This window comes from Helicobacter sp. MIT 01-3238 (assembly GCF_003364135.1).
Taxonomy (GTDB): Bacteria; Campylobacterota; Campylobacteria; order Campylobacterales; family Helicobacteraceae; genus Helicobacter_B.
This window is the reverse complement of record NZ_NXLN01000001.1, coordinates 20168-37692: the sequence shown is the minus strand read 5'-3', so window position 1 is coordinate 37692 and position 17525 is coordinate 20168. Positions and strand designations below refer to the sequence as shown.

The following is a 17525-nucleotide window of genomic DNA, read 5'->3' as shown; positions in this document are numbered from 1 at the left end:
GCTATGGCGATAAGCGCGATGATACAGCCTAGCACGATGACATTTCGCAAATCTCTCACAGGCTTCATCACAGAATCTTCAGGTGCAGCCACTACCATACTCCAATATGTCCCACTTCCCGCTGCTACTTCAAATGAAGTGATACTAGCATAGCCAGAAAGTCCAGCGGTTGTTTTGTAGATTTGCACGCTATCTTGGTGGTTTTTGGCTACTGATAGCATTTTGCCAACGGTTGCGTCTTTATTCACATTTGCTAGACTATCACCTTGCAGATTCAAATCATTATGCACCAAAATCGTGCCATCATCTAGGATAACAAAAGGAAATGCACCTTTGATATGCCCTACTTTTAGCTCATTGATGATATGCTCTCTAAAGTGATTTGTCTCTACAAGTGTCCCAATAACACCGATGACATTTTTGCTAGAGTCAAAAACAGGGACATTTACAGAGATTCCATACATTTGCTTGCCATTGACCGTCTTAAACGCAGGTGGGCTTATAGAGATTTTCTTGCTATCAAATGCTTTTCTTACTCCTTTGAAGCTTAGGATAACATCATCAGCGGAAACGACCGTGCCTTTTTGGGTAAGTGAGACATCTTCTGTGAGAATCAAAAACTCTCCATTAGATAGCTTGTGCTTAGAGTTAGCGATATTTTCGCCTCGATATGCAGGGTCTTTTATGTAGAGATATGTCCAGCTTGCTACGGAGTTGCTATTTAGCGCACCAAGCACGACATTTTGCATCATTTCTTGGCTGTATTGACTTCCGCCACCTCTTTGGATAAGCGATTCTAGCACCACTTCGGTAGTCTTTAGTGAGCTTACTACATCGCCCATAGAGCCTTTCATATACAAAGAATATTTCTCTGAAATATCCGCTATGAGTGCGTTGCTCTCCTCTGTTTGTATGCTTGCAGAGCGCATATATATGACAATCGCCATAATCGCCAAACAAACCATCACTATGCCGTTTATAAACAGCACTACTTTTGTTCCAAGTTTCATATTTTGCAACATTTTGCTTTCTCCCTTTGTAGATTTGATTCCAAATCGGCATTTTTACAAAAGTTTGCTTAATTTGCGATAACAAAAAAAAAAAACGCCAAAAAATGTAAAAAATTTTTGTGCGGATTTTATTTGATTTTGGGGAAATCTGTCAAAATTTTTGGCGCAAAAATCTTGCTTTTTTGTGGTGTATTTTTTGCGCGAAATGAAATATAAAATCTTTTGATATTTTTTTATAGATTTTGTATATTTTTCAAGCTACTTACAAATCTGTAAAATTTAAAAAAATCTTTGGTAAATCCTGCTAGGTTTTGCAAATCTTTATGCAAAATCCAAAATCTATTTTTTGCTTGTTGTGATTTTGCCTGAAGTTATTTCGCTTGTCGTTTTTTAAGTAGATTTTTTATCTCTTCATCGCTCAAATTTTTTATCGCTTCAAAGCTACCCACCAAAGATAGCAGTCGTTTGATTTTGGCTTGGCTAAGGTTGCGCTTCTTTAGCTCGGTGCTTTGAAGTGTGCTTGCGTGCTTTTTTTCTCTATGGTAAGTGATAGCAAATCTATGCGCTTCATCGCGTAGCTTTTGCAAAAACTGCAATCGCTCATCGCTAGGACTAAGCATAATGCTTTCATCAATGGTATAGATAGTATCGTTTGCTGCGCCTTTTGAGCGATTTGCACTTTTGCTAGATTTTCTTGTGGAAATGTGTAGCATTTTTTGACTTATAGCTTCTTGTGTGCTTTGGTTTGCAAGATTTTGCGCTGTGAGATTTTGTATTGATAGATTTTGCGCTGATAGACTAGATTCTCTTTTTTCTTTGGCTATGCCTATCGTGTCGATTCCGCCACCGCCCAAGCCACAAGATTGTAGCACTTCTTTTGCAAGTGTGATTTGGGCTTTGCCCCCATCGATTAGCCACATATTTGGTGGTGGTGTGGTGGCAAAGTCTTTTGCCCTGCGGATAAGCATTTCCCTCATTTGGCTATACTCATCGCTTGCTTCTAGTTTGTATCGGCGATATGCGGATTTGACAAACTCGCCGTTTTCATACACTATCATCGCCCCTACGCAATCGCACCCGCTGTGGTGGCTCGTGTCAAAGACTTCGATTCTGCTTGGGATAGATTCTAGGTTTGCTAGCTCTGCTACGCGCTCTAGCAAAGCATTTTCGTTTGATAGATTTTGGCTATGTCGCGCTAGTAGCTCTTTTGCGTTTTGTTTGGCAAGGGCTAGGATTTTTGCTTTTGTGCCGATTTGTGGTGCACTTAAGAGGATTTTGCGCCCTTGTGTGGAGTGGAGAAAATCGCTTAATAGCTCGCAAGGTAGCCCATCAATACTTGGCAGTAAAATCTCGCTAGGAAGTATTGGCAGCTTGCTTGCGTATTGGCTAAGAATGGCTTGAGTGTAGATTTCGGCGTGGATTTCGGTGGTGTCTTGGGTGTTTTCAGGGAGGGGGATAATCTCGTGCTGTATGGAGATGATTTTGCCAGAGCGGACAAAAAGAGATAGCAAGATTCCTTTTTGTGATTTTTTGGCGGGCTTTGTGGGAATCGTGGGGTTTGCAGAATTTGCGCAGCTTGCAAGGCTTGTAGAATTTGTAGAATTTGTAAGACTTATAGATTCTGCCAAACTTGCGGGGCTTTTGTATTCTTTGGCAGCCTCATCTACATAAAAATAAAACACATCTGCGCTTATATCTTTTGCCAAATCAAGTGCTGAAAAACTTTGCAAGTTTTGGAGTTTTTTGATTCTATCGCGATAGATTGTAGCTTCCTCATATCGCCTAGATTCTGCTAGGGTAAGCATTTTTTCTTTGAGTTTTGATAGGAGTTTGTGGGGGGATTTTAGTAGTGAAGTGGCTTCATTTAGTATTTTGGCATAAGAGTGCTTGTCTATTTTGCCCTCACAGGGTGCACTGCACCGATTGATTTGATAAAAAAGGCAGGCTTTTTTCTCTCTTAGGCAGGAGGATTTTTGGACAAGGGGATACATTTCTAAAAGTGAGTTTATTATCTCTCTAGCACCGCTTGTAAATGGTCCAAAATAGCTTACACCTTTTTGCTTGGCTTTGGCGCGACTTATGCTAGGTGTGGGGAAATCGCTACTCAAATCAAAGGCGATATATGGGTAGGTTTTGTCATCACGCAAGAGAATATTATATTTTGGCTTTAGTTGCTTTATCAGGGAATTTTCTAGGATTAGGGCGTCTTGCTCGCTATTTACAAGCAGGATTTCTATGTTTGATATTTGTCGCACCATAGAAGCTATGCGCAAGGATACTTTTGGGTTTGGGATTGGGGTGTCTAGCTCTAGGGTTTGAGATAGTGCGAAGTAGCTTTTTACGCGGTTTTTTAGGCTTTTTGCTTTGCCGATATATAGCACCCTGCCATTAGAGTCAAAATACTGATACACGCCTGCGGAGCTTGGCAAAGAAGTAAGTTTTTGACTTAGATTTCCCATTGTGCTTGTCTTTTGTTTTTATATATTGCTTTTATAGCCCGATGATTAGCCAATCTTTGCTAATGATTTTTATGTAGTCTTTGTAGATTGATTGGTAGTTTGGCAATAGCTCATCATTTAGCAAACTAAAAGGATAGACTTTAAAATCGCTCATTTTTTGCTCGTGCTTGTAGTAAGTATAGACTAAATCTGCGCGGATATTTCGCAGTTTTATTTTTTTGGGGATTTTTTTGTATATGCGGTTATTGATTTTAGACTTTCTTTGCATTCTTTTGGGCACTCTTTTGTGGTGGGATTTTGTGGTGGGATTTATCGTGCTTGTGCTTTTTCTTGCGTTTTGGATTTTGTCAATCCGCACAGAAGCTATCAATCCTACACGCTTTTGTAGTCCCACTTGTGCGGAGATGAAGTTGCCAAGTGCGTAGAATACTAGCGTATCGCCTATACGCTCAATAGGCTGTATGGCGTGAGGGTGATTGCCTATGACAATATCCACGCCCAAGCTAGCCAAAAACTTTGCGATTTCGCGCTGCTCTTTGGTGGGTGTGTGGGTGTATTCTACTCCCCAATGAATAGACACGATAAGCAAATCCACCTCCGCTCTAATCGCTTCAATATCACACTTTAGCATTTCTTTGGTGTAGATATTTACAAGATATTCTTTGCCTTGTGGTAGTGGGATTCCATTTGTCCCATAAGTGTAGGCAAGCATCGCATAGCTTATGTCATTTTTGTGCAAAATTTTGTGCTGGATTTTTTGCTGCGCTTTGAAGCTCTCAAAACTCCCTGTGGTATAAAGCGTGCTATTTCTTGCCTCCATTTTTCGCCAAAAATCTAGCATAGAGCGCACACCTGCTTCGCCTCTATCTAGAGTGTGGTTGTTTGCTAGGCTTACGAGGTTGAATCCAAGCCTTAGCATATTTAGCCCAAATTCTTGCGGGGAGTTGAATCTAGGATAAGTGCTAAGCCCAAGATGAGTGCCACCTAAAATGCTTTCTTGATTATAAAACGCTAAATCGTGCTTTTTGCTTATGGGCGCGATTAGCTCAAGCATTTTTGCAAAATCATAATGCAAAGATTCTGCCCTATTCTCGTAGTTTTGCTCTTTTTGCCCAAGTGCGTCTTCATATACAGATTTGTGGATTAGCGCGTCCCCTACGATAAACAATCGCAGTGAGCTGTGCGAACTTTTTGCACTAAGTGTGCTTGCAAAAATACAGGCACAAAGTATAGCAACTAGAATTTTTGCAAAATGAATAAAAAATGTGCTATACAAGCTACTACGCAAATCATCGCACAAATTGCTACCGCGTGATTGTAAGAGAGATTTTGGCAAATGTATCCCACAAATATTTTTCCTGCAAATATTTTTTTTACAAATGCTTCTCTCTATAAATGCTTTTTTTGCAAATTCTGCAAGATTTTTTTGCCAAATGTTTTTTAGAGAATCTATCATTATGATTTTTTGTGCGGATTTTACTTGGTATTTGTGGCACTTGCGTAGGCTAAATCTTAAGCAAGCAAAAATACGGCTTTATTCTCTCTCGCTTTTTTTGACAAGTCTGCGCAAAGTTACAAAAAACTTCATCCACGCGTCAAGCTCCATTAGCGGATGTCCGCCCCACTTGGTATTTGGAGGGAGGTTTTTGCCTACTGCACCTCTCCCTGCGATTTGGACAAAATCTCCTATGTGGATATGCCCGCCTGTGCCTGCTTGCCCGCCAAATACGACATTTCGCCCAGTGGTGGTGCTACCTGCTAAGCCCACTTGAGAAACTAGCAAGCTATGCTCGCCGATTATGCAGTTATGCCCGATTTGAACTAGGTTGTCGATTTTTGTGCCTTTTTTGATGATTGTTTTGCCAAACACGGCTCTATCAATCGTGCTTCCCGCACCGATTTCGACATTTGATTCTACTTGCACGATTCCATTATGCTCGATTTTGATATGCTCACCTAGCTCGGTGTGCGCATAGCCAAATCCATCGCTACCTATGACGGCATTTGCGTGGATTGAGACATTATCAGCGATTTGGGTTTGTCGGTAGATAACGACATTTGGATAGATTTTGCAATTCTCTCCTATGGAGACATTATCGCTTATGACTGCCCCGCTCATTATCACACTACCCTGCCCGATACTGACATTTTGCCCGATATACGCGCCTTGCATTATTTGCACGCTACTATGGATTTGGCTAGATTGTCTTAGTCTTTGCTCTTGGCTAGATTTTAGCGAATCCTCTCCAAACTCGCTTTGTGCAAAATGATGAGACAAAAGCGCGAAAGCTAAGTGGGGATTTTGCACCACTAGGGGTTGTATGTGGCTAGGCACTTGCTTAGCAATCTCTTCTCGCACTAGCACCGCGCCGACTTTAGAATCCGCTAAAGCAGATACATATTTTGGCTGGTCAATATAGCTTATGTCGTTTTCTCCTCCGTGCTCAAGCGGAGTGAGCGCGTGAATAGTGAAATCTTTTTTGATAGGATTTTTGATGCCGATAGATTCTTTGACTTCACTTAATTTGATTTGACTAGATTTTGACATTTTTGCTCCTTAAAACTTTGATTTTAGATTTTTTATTTTTCGCGTGCAAGTTTTTTTAGTTCGTATTTTTGTGTGCGTTTTGTATTTTATGCGACACTAGATGCAAGCCTTTATAATATCTCTTAACCCGCTTGGAGTAAGTGCTGCACTACCGATAAGAACGCCATCTACATTGTTGATTTGTGTGATTTGGCTAGCGTTTGAAGCATTGACACTGCCACCGTATAGAAGAGGTGTGCTTGTAATAGAGCGCAAAAATCTATGCGCCCCCTCTATATCGCCCTCATCTGCGCTAACCCCCGTGCCAATCGCCCATATCGGCTCATACGCCACGCAAAATTTTCCTGCAAATTCACTAGAATCTATCACACTATCTAGCCCTACAAATTGGAGACGCAAAAACGCTTCTAATGCTTGCTTGCCCGCTTGTCTTGTGGCTAGATTTTCCCCCACACAATACACCACCTCATAGCCTCTATCCAAAAAATACCGCACCTTTTGTGCACAAAATTCTTGGCTTTCACCCAAAATATTTCTACGCTCGCTATGCCCGATAAGCACGGTTTTTATACCGATAGATTCTAGCATTTGCTCCCCTATCTCGCCACTATATGCACCACTTTGTGCGGGATAGGCATTTTGCGCTCCGATTTTTACATTTTTTGCGCTATCAATCGCGCTTTGCAATGCAACAAATGGCGGGAAAACCACCACTTCATTTTGCTCCCAAAACTTAGCATTGCCCTCACTAGATTTACCAAAATCATATCTCTCAAATTCTCTCAAGTAGTGATATGTCGAGCTTGGTGTGTGATTGCACTTAAAATTTGCCATAAACTTCATCTGCATAACTCCTAAAATGCTTGTATCAAAACGATGATTATACCTAAATACTTTTTGAATATTGTCAAATCTCGCTATAATGCCAAAATCCTTAAAATAAGCCAAAGCGCAAAAATCACAAAGAGAAAAAATGCCAAAAGATACTTCACGCACTAAAATCACACAAAAAAAAGACAATCTCTTTAGCCACAAAAAGATAAGCAAAAAAGCAAAATTCTGCTTTGATGAGAGGGTGGCAAGTGTGTTTGATGATATGCTTGAGCGCTCGATTCCCTACTACAAAGACAATCTTGCGCTTTGTGTGGATTTTATCACGCAGCACATTGCGCAATACACCACACAAAATCTAGCGCAAAAACCGCTTAAAAATACTTCGCAAAATTCGCTTAAAAATACTTCGCAAAAACTATCACAAAAGCACTTGCAAACCAAAAATCAAGCAAATGCTAGAATCTATGATATAGGCTGCTCTACGGGAAACACGCTCTTAGAACTAGCAAGCAGGCTAAAAGCAAGCGCAGTAAAGGCTAAGCTAGTAGGCATTGATAATTCTAGCGCGATGATAGAAAATGCGACACTAAAGGCTAAGGCTTATGGGGCGGATATTTGCTTTGTGTGTGCTGACTGCAATGAAGTGAAATACAAAAAAGCGCGTTGTTTTATCGCAAACTATACTTTGCAGTTTATCCGCCCGCCTAAAAGAGTGGCTTTTCTTAAGAAAATCTATGACGCGCTAGAATCTGGCGGGGTTTTGATACTAAGCGAAAAAATGACAAGCCCAAATGCAATGCTTGATGCGCAAATGATAGAGCATTATCATCGCTACAAAGCAAAAAATGGCTATACAAAAACCGAGATAAGCACCAAGCGCGAAGCACTAGAAAATGTGCTTGTGCCTTATAGTTTGCAAGAAAATATCGCGCTTTTGTGTGAAGCGGGGTTTTGCATAAATGATATTGAAGTGCTATTTAAGTGGGTAAATTTTGGCACGATTATCGCGCAAAAAGTTTAGGCAAAGTTTTTAGCACAATAGCTTTTGACACAATAGCTTAAAGTGCAAGTATCAAGGACAAAGTAGAATGCTAGATTTTGACTTTATGATTTCACACATAAGCCTAGTCCAAAAGGGGCTTATCCTCACGCTAGAAATCTCTGCTTTGGGGATTTTGCTCTCACTCATTATCGGGCTATTTTGTGCGATAGGCTTAAGCGAAGCACAGAGAGAAAAAGCACTAAACACACAAAAATCCAAAACCTCATATCTACTGAAATGTTTGGAGATTTTTATCAAAATCTATGTCGAAATAGCGCGAAATACGCCACTGCTGATCCAGCTATTTTTCCTCTACTTTGCCTTGCCAAAGGTGGGCATAAAGCTAGAAGCGTTTAGCTGTGCAGTGATTGGGCTTGCGTTTTTGGGAGGTGGGTATATGTGCGAGGCGTTTCGCGCTGGGCTTACAAGTATCAGCACTTCCCAAATCCACTCTAGCCTATCTCTAGGGCTTAGCCGAGCGCAGATTGTCCGCTATATATTGCTACCGCAGGCACTTGGTATAGCTATGCCCGCTTTGAGTGCAAATGTGATTTTTCTCATCAAAGAAACTTCGGTGGTTGGGATTTTAGCCCTTGCTGATGTGCTATATAATGCAAAGGATATGATTGATATTTATGGCAAGACTTATGAGGCGTTGTGCTTACTGATAGGTGCGTATTTGGTGGTGCTTTTGCCACTCTCAATCATATTTGGTGCACTAGAATCGCACCTGCGCAAAAAAATGTAAAAGCAGTGTATAGTGGTATACAGTGTATACTTTGAAAATCTAGCAAAAAACCAAATATTTGTCATATTTCATTTGTCATACTGGGATTTTTAAAAAACCGAAGTGTCTAAAAAAGAATCTTCCAACAACTTGCATTATCCCTTTGGATATTTCACTTACGCTTAGGTATGATAAATACGCATATTGAGATATTTCGCTTTCTTGCGAAATATCTCAATATGGCAAAGAAAAACTTTTATACGACAAAAAACTATTTTTTAATTTTGTTGCAAATGCACCCCCTCCCTAAATCCCTCGTCTATGGGGAGGGACTTTTTTGTGGCAAATAATGCCACTTTTCCTCCTCTTGTCTTGTGAGATTCCCTATCTTGTCTTGTGAAAGTCACAACACTACTAAGTATTTCCTTTACGAATTAGCCACCATATTAAGCCCTCATTTTTTGCAAAGTTGCCAATTTGCTAAACCCACCCCAATAACAACCCCACCACAAATGGTGGAAGCAAACCTTATAAGTCAGGGTTATTTTTCTACTCAAGCGCATAAATATGACAAAAAAATTTAAAACACATATTGTGTTTTAAATTTTTTTGTGTATAATTTTCTCATTGTTTGTGTAAAAACAAAATTCAAAACAAAGGACAAAAAATGGCAAATTTAGAAAGCAACAATTTCAGTAGCGAGACACTCGCACTTCACGCGGCGTATAACTATGACTCACAGCGCACTTTAAGCGTGCCTATCTATCAAAGCACCGCTTATAGCTTTGAGAGTATCGCTCAGGCGGCGGCACGATTTGGTTTGCAAGAGCTTGGCAATATTTACTCACGCCTTACAAACCCAACGGTTGATGTCCTAGCACAGCGACTTGCAGCGGTTGAGGGCGGAGCATTTGGCGTGGCGACTTCTAGCGGTAGCGCAGCACTCTTTTATACATTTGTGAATCTTGCGCAAAATGGGGATAATATCCTATATGCAAATAAGATTTATGGTGGCACACAAACGCTTTTGGTGCATACTTTAAAGCGATTTGGCATTGAGGTGCGTGTCTTTGATGTGGATAATATCGCAAGTATTGAGCCACTTATCGATGATAAAACCAAAGTGATTTTCTTTGAATCGCTTTCAAACCCGCAAATCGCAATCCCAGATATTGAGGCGATTACCGCGATTGCCAAAAAGCATAAAATCATCACCGTGTGCGATAACACTGTGGCAACTCCATTCCTTTTCCGCCCTTTTGAGCACGGCATTGATATTAGCGTTTCAAGCCTTACAAAATATGTCAATGGACACGGGGCAGGGCTTGGTGGTGTAGCAGTGGAGCGTGATGGACTAAATGCGCTTATCAAAGATAATCCGCGCTATCCAGCATTTAACACACCTGATGAAAGCTATCACGGACTTGTGTATAGCTCTTTGCCACTGCCAAACTTTGGTATTCGCCTAATTACCGAGTGGCTACGCAATATCGGTGCGACACTCGCTCCACAAGTAGCGTGGATTCACTTGCAAGGATTAGAAACGCTAGAGCTTCGCATTAAGCGACACAGCGATAGTGCGCTAAAAGTGGCAGAGTTTTTGGAATCACACCCAAAAGTTAGCAAAGTGGATTATCCGGGGCTAAAATCAAGCCCATATAATGCGAAGTTGAAAAAATACTTTGTAGATTCTCGTGCGAGTGGGCTTTTAAACTTTGAGGCACAAAGCTATGATGCGGCTAAAAAAATCTGCGATACGCTTAAACTCTACTCCATTACGGCAAATATCGGGGATTCCAAGTCGCTTGTCATTCACCCAGCTTCCACTACGCATTCACAGCTTTCCGCAAAAGAGCTTGAATCTGCGGGGATTACGCCCACAGGTGTGCGCCTAAGCATAGGACTAGAAAATGTAGATGATTTGATTGCAGATTTGAAAAACGCGATTGAAAGCTAGGATTTATTTAGAGCAAACAAAAACGCAGAATCTAAAATTCTGCGTGATATGTTTTACTTTTGGAATTAAAAATAAGGAGAAAAAATGAGCGGATATACAATCCCAGATTCGGTTACAAAGGGTGATTTTGAGTTTTTTAAAAAATCACTTAATGATTTAAAGAGTGGCAAAATAGATAAGGACGATTTTAAAGGCATTCGTGTGCCTTTTGGTGTCTATGAACAGCGAGAGCGCGAGACTTATATGGTGCGCGTAAAAACCTATGCTGGGGAGATAGAGCCAAAGCAACTTAGTGTTTTAGCGGATTACGCGGATAAATATGCAAACAATCAGCTTCATATTACCACGCGTGGCGGGATTCAGCTTCATTATACAAAGCTAGATGATTTATGCGAGATTTTGGAAAATCTGCACTCTATCGGGCTTACTTCGCGTGGTGGTGGCGGTGCTACGGTGCGCAATATTAACGCAGATATTCTCTCAAATGTAGCATCTGATTGTATCTTTGATGTGATTCCTTACGCAAATGCGCTCACTTCTAAAATGCTAGGGCTTAAAGATTCGTTCCATTTGCCTAAAAAATTCAAATTTGCCTTTTCTGCATCAAGCGCAGATAGGGCTATGGCAACAATTACTGATGTGGGATTCATCGCTAAGATTCAAAATGGCGCGAGGGGATTTGAGGTTTGGGTAGCAGGTGGAATGGGCGCAAAACCGTTGCTTGGCTTTAAACTAATGGATTTTTTGCCCGAAAGTGAGCTTTTTATTCTCTCTCAAGCAGCAAAGCAAATCTATGATAGGCACGGCGATAGAGAGCGTAAGGCAAGGGCGCGGTTTCGATTCGTGGCTGAAAAGTTTGGCGAGGCGGAACTCTCAAAGATGATTTTTGATGAGATGAAAATCGTGCGTGAAAAATTTGACTGCACATTAGATATTAAGCCAAGCCCAGAGTTGCCAGAGCTAAAAGGTGTGGATTTAGAAATTCCAAAAATGAGCAAAGAGCAAGAACTATGGTGGAATCGCTTTGTTATAGCGCAGATTCAAAAGGGCTATTATTGCGCCAAAGTGCCTTTGAAGTTAGGCGATTTAAAGGCAATTCACGCAAGGGAACTTGCCAAAAGATTGGAAGTCATCGGCAATCACAGCCTCTTTTTCGCGCCTAATCAAAATATGTATTTACGCAATCTAAGTGCGAAAAATCTGCTAAGTCTATATGATTTGATTATGGAGTTTTCTACTCAAAGCCACAAACCCGCCATTATCGGTGATATGGTGGCTTGCACGGGTGCGGCGACTTGTCAGCTAGGGATTGCGCGTCCGCGCGGTGCAGTGGCAAAAATCGAGGAATATTTAGAGGACAAGGGCTTGGATTTAGATTCGCTAAAAGGCTTTAGGATTCAGCTCTCTGGCTGTCCAAATTCTTGTGCGAATCATTTTAGCGCGAATCTTGGCTTTTTTGGCAAGTCTAAGCGCAATGGAGAGCATAGCTATCCTGCTTATAATGTCGTAATTGGCGGGATTGTAAGTGCGAGTGAAAATAAAAAATCACGCTTTGCTAAAAAGGTGGCGGATATTTCAGCATATCACTTGCCTGAATTTGTCTATCGCGTATTAGCAAAATATATAGAGCAAAAGCCAAAATATCCGCTATTTGAGGATTATGTAGATAGCATAGGCGAGGCAGAAATCGTAGCGATTGCGGAATCGTTACAAGAGATTCCCGATTTCAGCGAAAACACCGCGCCATATTATGACTACACAAGCGATAAACTCTTTGGCGAGACAAGCAAAGAACGAGGCATTGGCGAAGAGCATTTTAAGGAAGTCAAGCCAAATTAAAAAGGCGAATCAAGTCCGTAATGACTTTAAACTACGAAAATTTTAAATTATGGAGTAAAAATTATGAAAAAGGCAATTTTTAGTATTGTAGGATTCGCGGCATTCGCATTTGGAGCGAATTATGAGCTTTTAAATGTGAGCTATGACCCTACAAGGGAGCTTTATAGAGCATATAATGAGGAATTTAGCGCGTGGTATGAGAAAAAGACAGGCGATAAAGTGCAAATCCGCCAATCACACGGAGGCTCTGGCGCACAAGCAAGAGCTGTGATTGACGGGCTTAGTAGCGATATTGTCTCACTTGCACTAGCTTATGACATTGATGCCATTAGTGCAAAAGGGAGTGTGAAAAAAGATTGGCAAAAAGAGTTTGCAAACAACTCTACGCCATATTATTCAACGATTGTGTTTTTGGTGCGCAAAGGCAATCCAAAGGGCATAAAAGATTGGGAGGATTTGGTAAAGGACGGCGTAAAAGTCATTACGCCAAATCCTAAAACTTCAGGTGGTGCGCGGTGGAATCACCTAGCAGCCCTAGCCTACGCACTTAAAGCAAACAACAATAATGAGGCAAAGGCAAAAGAGTTTTTAATCAAACTTTATAAAAATGTGCCTGTGCTTGATTCAGGTGCGCGTGGTGCGACAAATACCTTTGTCAAGCGCAATGTGGGCGATGTGCTAATCGCGTGGGAAAATGAAGCGCATTTAGCCGTTCAGCAGCTAGGAAAGGGGAAATTTGAGATTGTGATTCCAAGCATTAGCATTTTGGCTGAGCCACCTGTGGCACTTGTGGATAAAGTCGTGGATAAAAAAGGCACAAGAGAGGTTGCAAAGGCGTATATCACGCATTTGTATGACAAGGAAGCGCAAGAAATCATCGCTAAAAACTACTATCGCCCCACAGATAAGGAAGTGGCACAAAAATATAGCGCACAATTTCCTAATCTAAATCTCGTGCGAATCGATAGCTTTGGTGGCTGGAGTGAAGCGCAAAAGAAACATTTTAGCGATAATGGCGAGTTTGATAAGATTTTTGAGACTATCAAAAAGAGTAAGTAAAGTCGTGTATTAAATATAAATTTATGGTAAAATGCCGTATTTTAATTTAAAAATAAGGATAATGCAATGCAAACCATAAATGTAACCTTTAGAATGGATAAAGACGATAAGGCGCGATTTGAGAGTATCATAAACGATATGGGGCTAAATCTTAGCTCCGCGTTTAATGTCTTTGCCAAAGCCGTTATACGCGAAAATGCGATACCTTTCAAGCTACAAGGCGAGGGGAAGATTCCAAACGAAGAAACGCAAAAAGTGATAGAAAATGCACGAAAAGGGCAGAATTTAGAAAGTTTCACGCTAGAGCAACTAAAAGCCGAGTTTGAAGCACTAAAAGCGCAAAACAAGGCATAAGCGATGAATCTAAAACGCGAGAAAAAGTTTATAAACGATTTGTCAAAAGTGCGCTTGAGCGATAGTGAGTTTAACAAAATGATAGAATATTTTTCTTTGCTAGCTAATGATAAGCCACTGCCACCAAGCGCAAACGACCACGCATTAAGTGGCGAATACGCCGATACGAGAGAGTTTCATATCGGTGGCGATAAACTAGTGATTTATTTGATAAAGAACGATGAGATTCGCCTTTTGCGAATCGGCACACATTCGCAACTTTTTAAGTGATTGAACAAATAATTTAAGGATTAGCAAAATGAAAATCTTACAAAAAATCTTTTACAAAAAGCCCTCGATTTTGCAAGGCTTTGGGCTTAGCTTTGGGCTTGGAATGACTTATTTTAGCCTATTAGTGCTAATCCCGCTAATCGCACTTTTTGCCTTTAGCTTTAAGTTGGAGTGGGCGCAGTTTGTAGAAATCATCAGTGATACACAAGTGATGAGCGCGTTAAAATTTTCGCTCCTTACGGCATTACTCGCGGCTTTGATTAACCTCATCTTTGGCTTTATCGTGGCGTGGAGTTTGGCGCGATATGATTTTTTTGGTAAGAAAATCTTAGAAGCACTAATCGACTTGCCTTTCGCGCTACCTACCGCTGTGGCAGGGATTGCCATAGCTTTTTTGCTTTCAAGCAACGGCATAATAGGCAAGGCATTTTTGGCTTTTCACATTGACTTAGAGGGCAAAAGTTTCTTTGCGGTGGTGGTGGCATTGGTGTTTGTGGGGATTCCCTTTGTGATTCGCACGCTAGAGCCTGTGATTAAAGACTTAGACAAAGAGAGTTTAGAGGCAGCATCAAGTTTGGGGGCGAATTTTAGCCAAAGTTTTTATTTTGTGATTTTGCCCTCTTTGCTCCCCTCTGCGCTTATTGGATTCGCCCTAGCTTTTGCACGAGGACTTGGAGAGTATGGCTCGGTGATTTTTGTCTCAAACAATATCCCATTTGAGAGCGAAATTTTGCCATTGCTAATTGTAAAAAAGTTAGATTCCTTTGATTATTTAGGCGGTAGCGCAGTGGGCGTATTTATGATTAGCGTGGCATTTGTGATTTTACTTGCCATAAATTTACTAGGGCAGTGGAGGAAGCGCGTATGAGAAATAGCATCGAGCCAAAAGCGTTAAAATATATCGCCATTGCCATTAGCTTTGTCTTTTTGGGCATTATGGTGGCACTGCCCTTAGTCATAGTATTTATCGAGGCATTTAGCGAGGGAATCTCTGTGTATTGGGAAGCACTAAGTGATTCTTACACGCTTAAAGCCATTGTGCTCACGCTTACTTGCGTAGTCATTGTCGTCCCACTCAATGCGATTTTTGGCGTGTTTATCGCTTATGCCATTGCGAAGTTTGAATTTCGTGGCAAATTTATCCTAGCAAGTCTTATTGAGATTCCTTTCGCGGTGTCGCCTGTGATTGTGGGGCTTTGCTTTGTGCTACTCTTTGGCAATAGTGGCTTTTTTGGCGCAATCTTAGCCAAATATGATATTCAAATTATTTTTGCACTTCCTGCCATAATTTTAGCGAGTGCATTTGTAACCTTTCCCTTTGTGGCAAAGGAACTCATCGCCCTAATGCAAGAGCAAGGCAAGGACGAGGAGGAAGCCGCCATAAGTCTTGGCGCAAATGGAGCTCAGAGCTTTTTTAAAGTAACTTTGCCAAATATCAAATGGGGGCTTTTTTATGGTATCGTGCTAACAAATGCGCGAGTGATTGGCGAGTTTGGCGCGGTAGCGGTGGTGAGTGGCAAAATCATTGGGCTTACCACCACAATGCCACTTTATATTGAGATTTTATACAATGATTATCTCTACACAGCGGCTTTTGCGGTGGCTAGCGTGCTAAGCCTACTTTCAATCATAGCTTTGGTGCTAAAATTTATCATTGAAAAATATGAGAGACAATAAGGAGAAAAAATGAGCATAGAAATACGCAATTTACGGAAGCGATTCGATGATTTTGACGCGCTAAAAAATATCAATCTCACGCTAAAAGAGGGCAAACTTACCGCGCTTTTAGGACCAAGCGGTAGCGGGAAAACCACGCTTTTGCGAATCATTGCAGGGCTTGAATCTGCCGATAGTGGCGAAGTGCGATTTTTTGGCGAGAATATTACCAAGCAAAGCCCTAAAAATCGTGGCATTGGCTTTGTATTTCAACACTACGCGCTTTTTAAGCATATGAGTGTGTTTGAAAATATCGCCTTTGGGTTAAAAGTGCGCCCCAAAGCATTGCGCCCAAGTAAAGAGGCGATTAAAGCAAAGGTTATGGAACTCCTAAAAATGGTGCAATTAGAATCTTTGGCTAAACGCTACCCAAGCGAACTTAGCGGCGGACAAAAGCAACGCGTGGCACTCGCTCGTGCTTTAGCGATTGAGCCAAAGGTTTTGTTGCTTGATGAGCCATTTGGTGCGCTTGATGCAAAGGTGCGCGTGGATTTACGCAAATGGCTAAGGCGACTGCACGATGAGATTCATATCACTAGCATTTTTGTTACGCACGACCAAGAGGAGGCTTTGGAGCTAAGCGATGAGATTGTGATAATGAATAGTGGGGCAATCGAGCAAGTAGGCACGCCCGAATCTGTCTATGAGCACCCTGCAAATCCCTTTGTGTATAGCTTTTTAGGCAATGTCAATCTCTTTAAAGCGCGAATCAAAGAGGGTATGCTAGTAACAGAGAGCGGGGAACACGAGACATTTTTCGTCCGTCCAAATGAAATTGAAATCTCATTTACCAAAAAATATGGCTCACACGAGGGACAAATCTTACATCATCGAATCTTAGGGCAAAGGATTATCCTAGAAGTGCAAATCGATGAGGGCGAAAACGCGCAGATTGTGGAAGTGCAGATTGATAAAGCCACACTAAATGAGATTCGCCAAAGGGAAGCGAAAAATATTTATGTGAATTTCTTAAATCTCAAGGCTTATCGTAGCGATGAGCAAAGCTGGAGTGAATATGTCATATAGTAGCGATGTTGCGCGTTTGCGTGAGGTTTTAAGTGAGTTTCAAAATAAGAGTGAGGGCAAAATCGCTCTAGCCTTTTCACACCAAATCGAGGATACAATCGCACTTGATTTAGCCATAAAGGCAGGGATTGATAGGGAGAAATTCGAGGTTTTTACGCTAGATACCAAAAAACTTTTTGCTGAAAGTTTGGCGTATCAAGCAGAGGTTTCGCGCTTTTTTGATATAGAGATAAAGCCTTATAGCACGAGTGATTCGGCGATTTTGGAGCTAGAAAATGAGCTAGGTGAGTGGGGGATTCGCGAAAGTGTAGAAAAGCGCAAAAAATGCTGTGCTGTGCGCAAAATTAAGCCATTAAAACTCGCACTTAGTGGGAAAGTAGCGTGGATTAGTGGCATAAGAATCGCTCAATCAATCACGCGTAGCGACACGCAATTAGTAGAGACGGATAAAAACTTTGCACTCACTAAAATCAATCCGCTGTTTGATTGGGAAGACAAAAAAATGTGGGATTATGCCAAATCGCGCAATCTCCCCATAAACACGCTGTATGAGCGCGGTTTTAGTAGTATTGGTTGCTCAATTTGCACTCGCGCTATAAAAGAGGGCGAGGATATTCGCGCAGGGCGGTGGTGGTGGGAAAACCCCGACCACAAAGAATGCGGATTACACCAAAGATAAAATAA

Annotated in this window: 15 protein-coding genes and 1 pseudogene; 11 read left to right on the top strand and 5 right to left on the bottom strand. The window is 41.3% G+C overall.

Annotated elements, in window-relative coordinates; genetic code table 11:
• Positions 1 to 392 precede the first annotated feature (392 nt).
• The 5 genes and pseudogenes from CQA40_RS11825 to CQA40_RS00140 all read right to left on the bottom strand — a co-directional run.
• Positions 393 to 749, bottom strand: a pseudogene (locus CQA40_RS11825) (hypothetical protein); the annotation flags it as partial.
• A 632-nt stretch (positions 750 to 1381) separates the two neighbouring features.
• The gene (locus CQA40_RS00155; protein ID WP_115518984.1) at positions 1382 to 3469 is read right to left on the bottom strand and encodes an excinuclease ABC subunit UvrC; all 2088 of its coding nucleotides are present in this window, start codon (positions 3467 to 3469) and stop codon (positions 1382 to 1384) included.
• A 31-nt stretch (positions 3470 to 3500) separates the two neighbouring features.
• A complete protein-coding gene (locus CQA40_RS00150; protein ID WP_115518983.1) occupies positions 3501 to 4925 on the bottom strand; it encodes a CapA family protein in 1425 nt (474 codons plus the stop codon).
• Between the two features lie 78 nt (positions 4926 to 5003).
• Complete coding sequence (lpxD, locus tag CQA40_RS00145) at positions 5004 to 5999, bottom strand: UDP-3-O-(3-hydroxymyristoyl)glucosamine N-acyltransferase (RefSeq protein WP_408941398.1); 996 nt, start codon at positions 5997 to 5999, stop codon at positions 5004 to 5006.
• Positions 6000 to 6113: 114 nt separating this feature from the next.
• Positions 6114 to 6860, bottom strand: coding sequence for a triose-phosphate isomerase (locus tag CQA40_RS00140; RefSeq protein ID WP_115518981.1), 747 nt, complete (start codon positions 6858 to 6860; stop codon positions 6114 to 6116).
• Between the two features lie 130 nt (positions 6861 to 6990).
• Here CQA40_RS00140 and cmoA point away from each other — a divergent pair, with 130 nt between their 5' ends.
• The 11 genes from cmoA to CQA40_RS00085 all read left to right on the top strand — a co-directional run bounded on the left by cmoA (position 6991) and on the right by CQA40_RS00085 (position 17520).
• Positions 6991 to 7872, top strand: a complete 882-nt coding sequence (cmoA, locus tag CQA40_RS00135; protein ID WP_115518980.1) for a carboxy-S-adenosyl-L-methionine synthase CmoA — start codon at positions 6991 to 6993, stop codon at positions 7870 to 7872.
• A gap of 67 nt (positions 7873 to 7939) precedes the next feature.
• Positions 7940 to 8641, top strand: coding sequence for an amino acid ABC transporter permease (locus tag CQA40_RS00130; RefSeq protein WP_115518979.1), 702 nt, complete (start codon positions 7940 to 7942; stop codon positions 8639 to 8641).
• A 646-nt stretch (positions 8642 to 9287) separates the two neighbouring features.
• On the top strand, positions 9288 to 10577 hold the full coding sequence (locus CQA40_RS00125) for an O-acetylhomoserine aminocarboxypropyltransferase/cysteine synthase family protein (protein ID WP_115518978.1): 1290 nt from the start codon (positions 9288 to 9290) through the stop codon (positions 10575 to 10577).
• Positions 10578 to 10661: 84 nt separating this feature from the next.
• Positions 10662 to 12416: a nitrite/sulfite reductase gene (locus CQA40_RS00120; protein WP_115518977.1), complete on the top strand. Its 1755-nt coding sequence runs from the start codon at positions 10662 to 10664 to the stop codon at positions 12414 to 12416.
• Positions 12417 to 12479: 63 nt separating this feature from the next.
• Positions 12480 to 13475 (top strand): sulfate ABC transporter substrate-binding protein, encoded by a 996-nt coding sequence (locus tag CQA40_RS00115; protein WP_115518976.1) that lies wholly within the window; start codon positions 12480 to 12482, stop codon positions 13473 to 13475.
• Positions 13476 to 13541: 66 nt separating this feature from the next.
• On the top strand, positions 13542 to 13829 hold the full coding sequence (locus CQA40_RS00110) for a type II toxin-antitoxin system RelB/DinJ family antitoxin (protein ID WP_115518975.1): 288 nt from the start codon (positions 13542 to 13544) through the stop codon (positions 13827 to 13829).
• A 3-nt stretch (positions 13830 to 13832) separates the two neighbouring features.
• Complete coding sequence (locus tag CQA40_RS00105) at positions 13833 to 14099, top strand: type II toxin-antitoxin system YafQ family toxin (protein WP_115518974.1); 267 nt, start codon at positions 13833 to 13835, stop codon at positions 14097 to 14099.
• Between the two features lie 28 nt (positions 14100 to 14127).
• Entirely contained in the window at positions 14128 to 14967 is an 840-nt protein-coding gene (gene cysT / locus CQA40_RS00100) for a sulfate ABC transporter permease subunit CysT (protein WP_115518973.1), read from the top strand.
• Complete coding sequence (cysW, locus tag CQA40_RS00095; protein WP_115518972.1) at positions 14964 to 15776, top strand: sulfate ABC transporter permease subunit CysW; 813 nt, start codon at positions 14964 to 14966, stop codon at positions 15774 to 15776. The genes cysT and cysW overlap by 4 nt, the downstream gene beginning before the upstream one ends.
• A gap of 9 nt (positions 15777 to 15785) precedes the next feature.
• Positions 15786 to 16841, top strand: a complete 1056-nt coding sequence (locus tag CQA40_RS00090; RefSeq protein WP_115518971.1) for a sulfate/molybdate ABC transporter ATP-binding protein — start codon at positions 15786 to 15788, stop codon at positions 16839 to 16841.
• Positions 16810 to 17520 (top strand): phosphoadenylyl-sulfate reductase, encoded by a 711-nt coding sequence (locus CQA40_RS00085; RefSeq protein WP_258864398.1) that lies wholly within the window; start codon positions 16810 to 16812, stop codon positions 17518 to 17520. The genes CQA40_RS00090 and CQA40_RS00085 overlap by 32 nt, the downstream gene beginning before the upstream one ends.
• Positions 17521 to 17525: the final 5 nt, after the last annotated feature.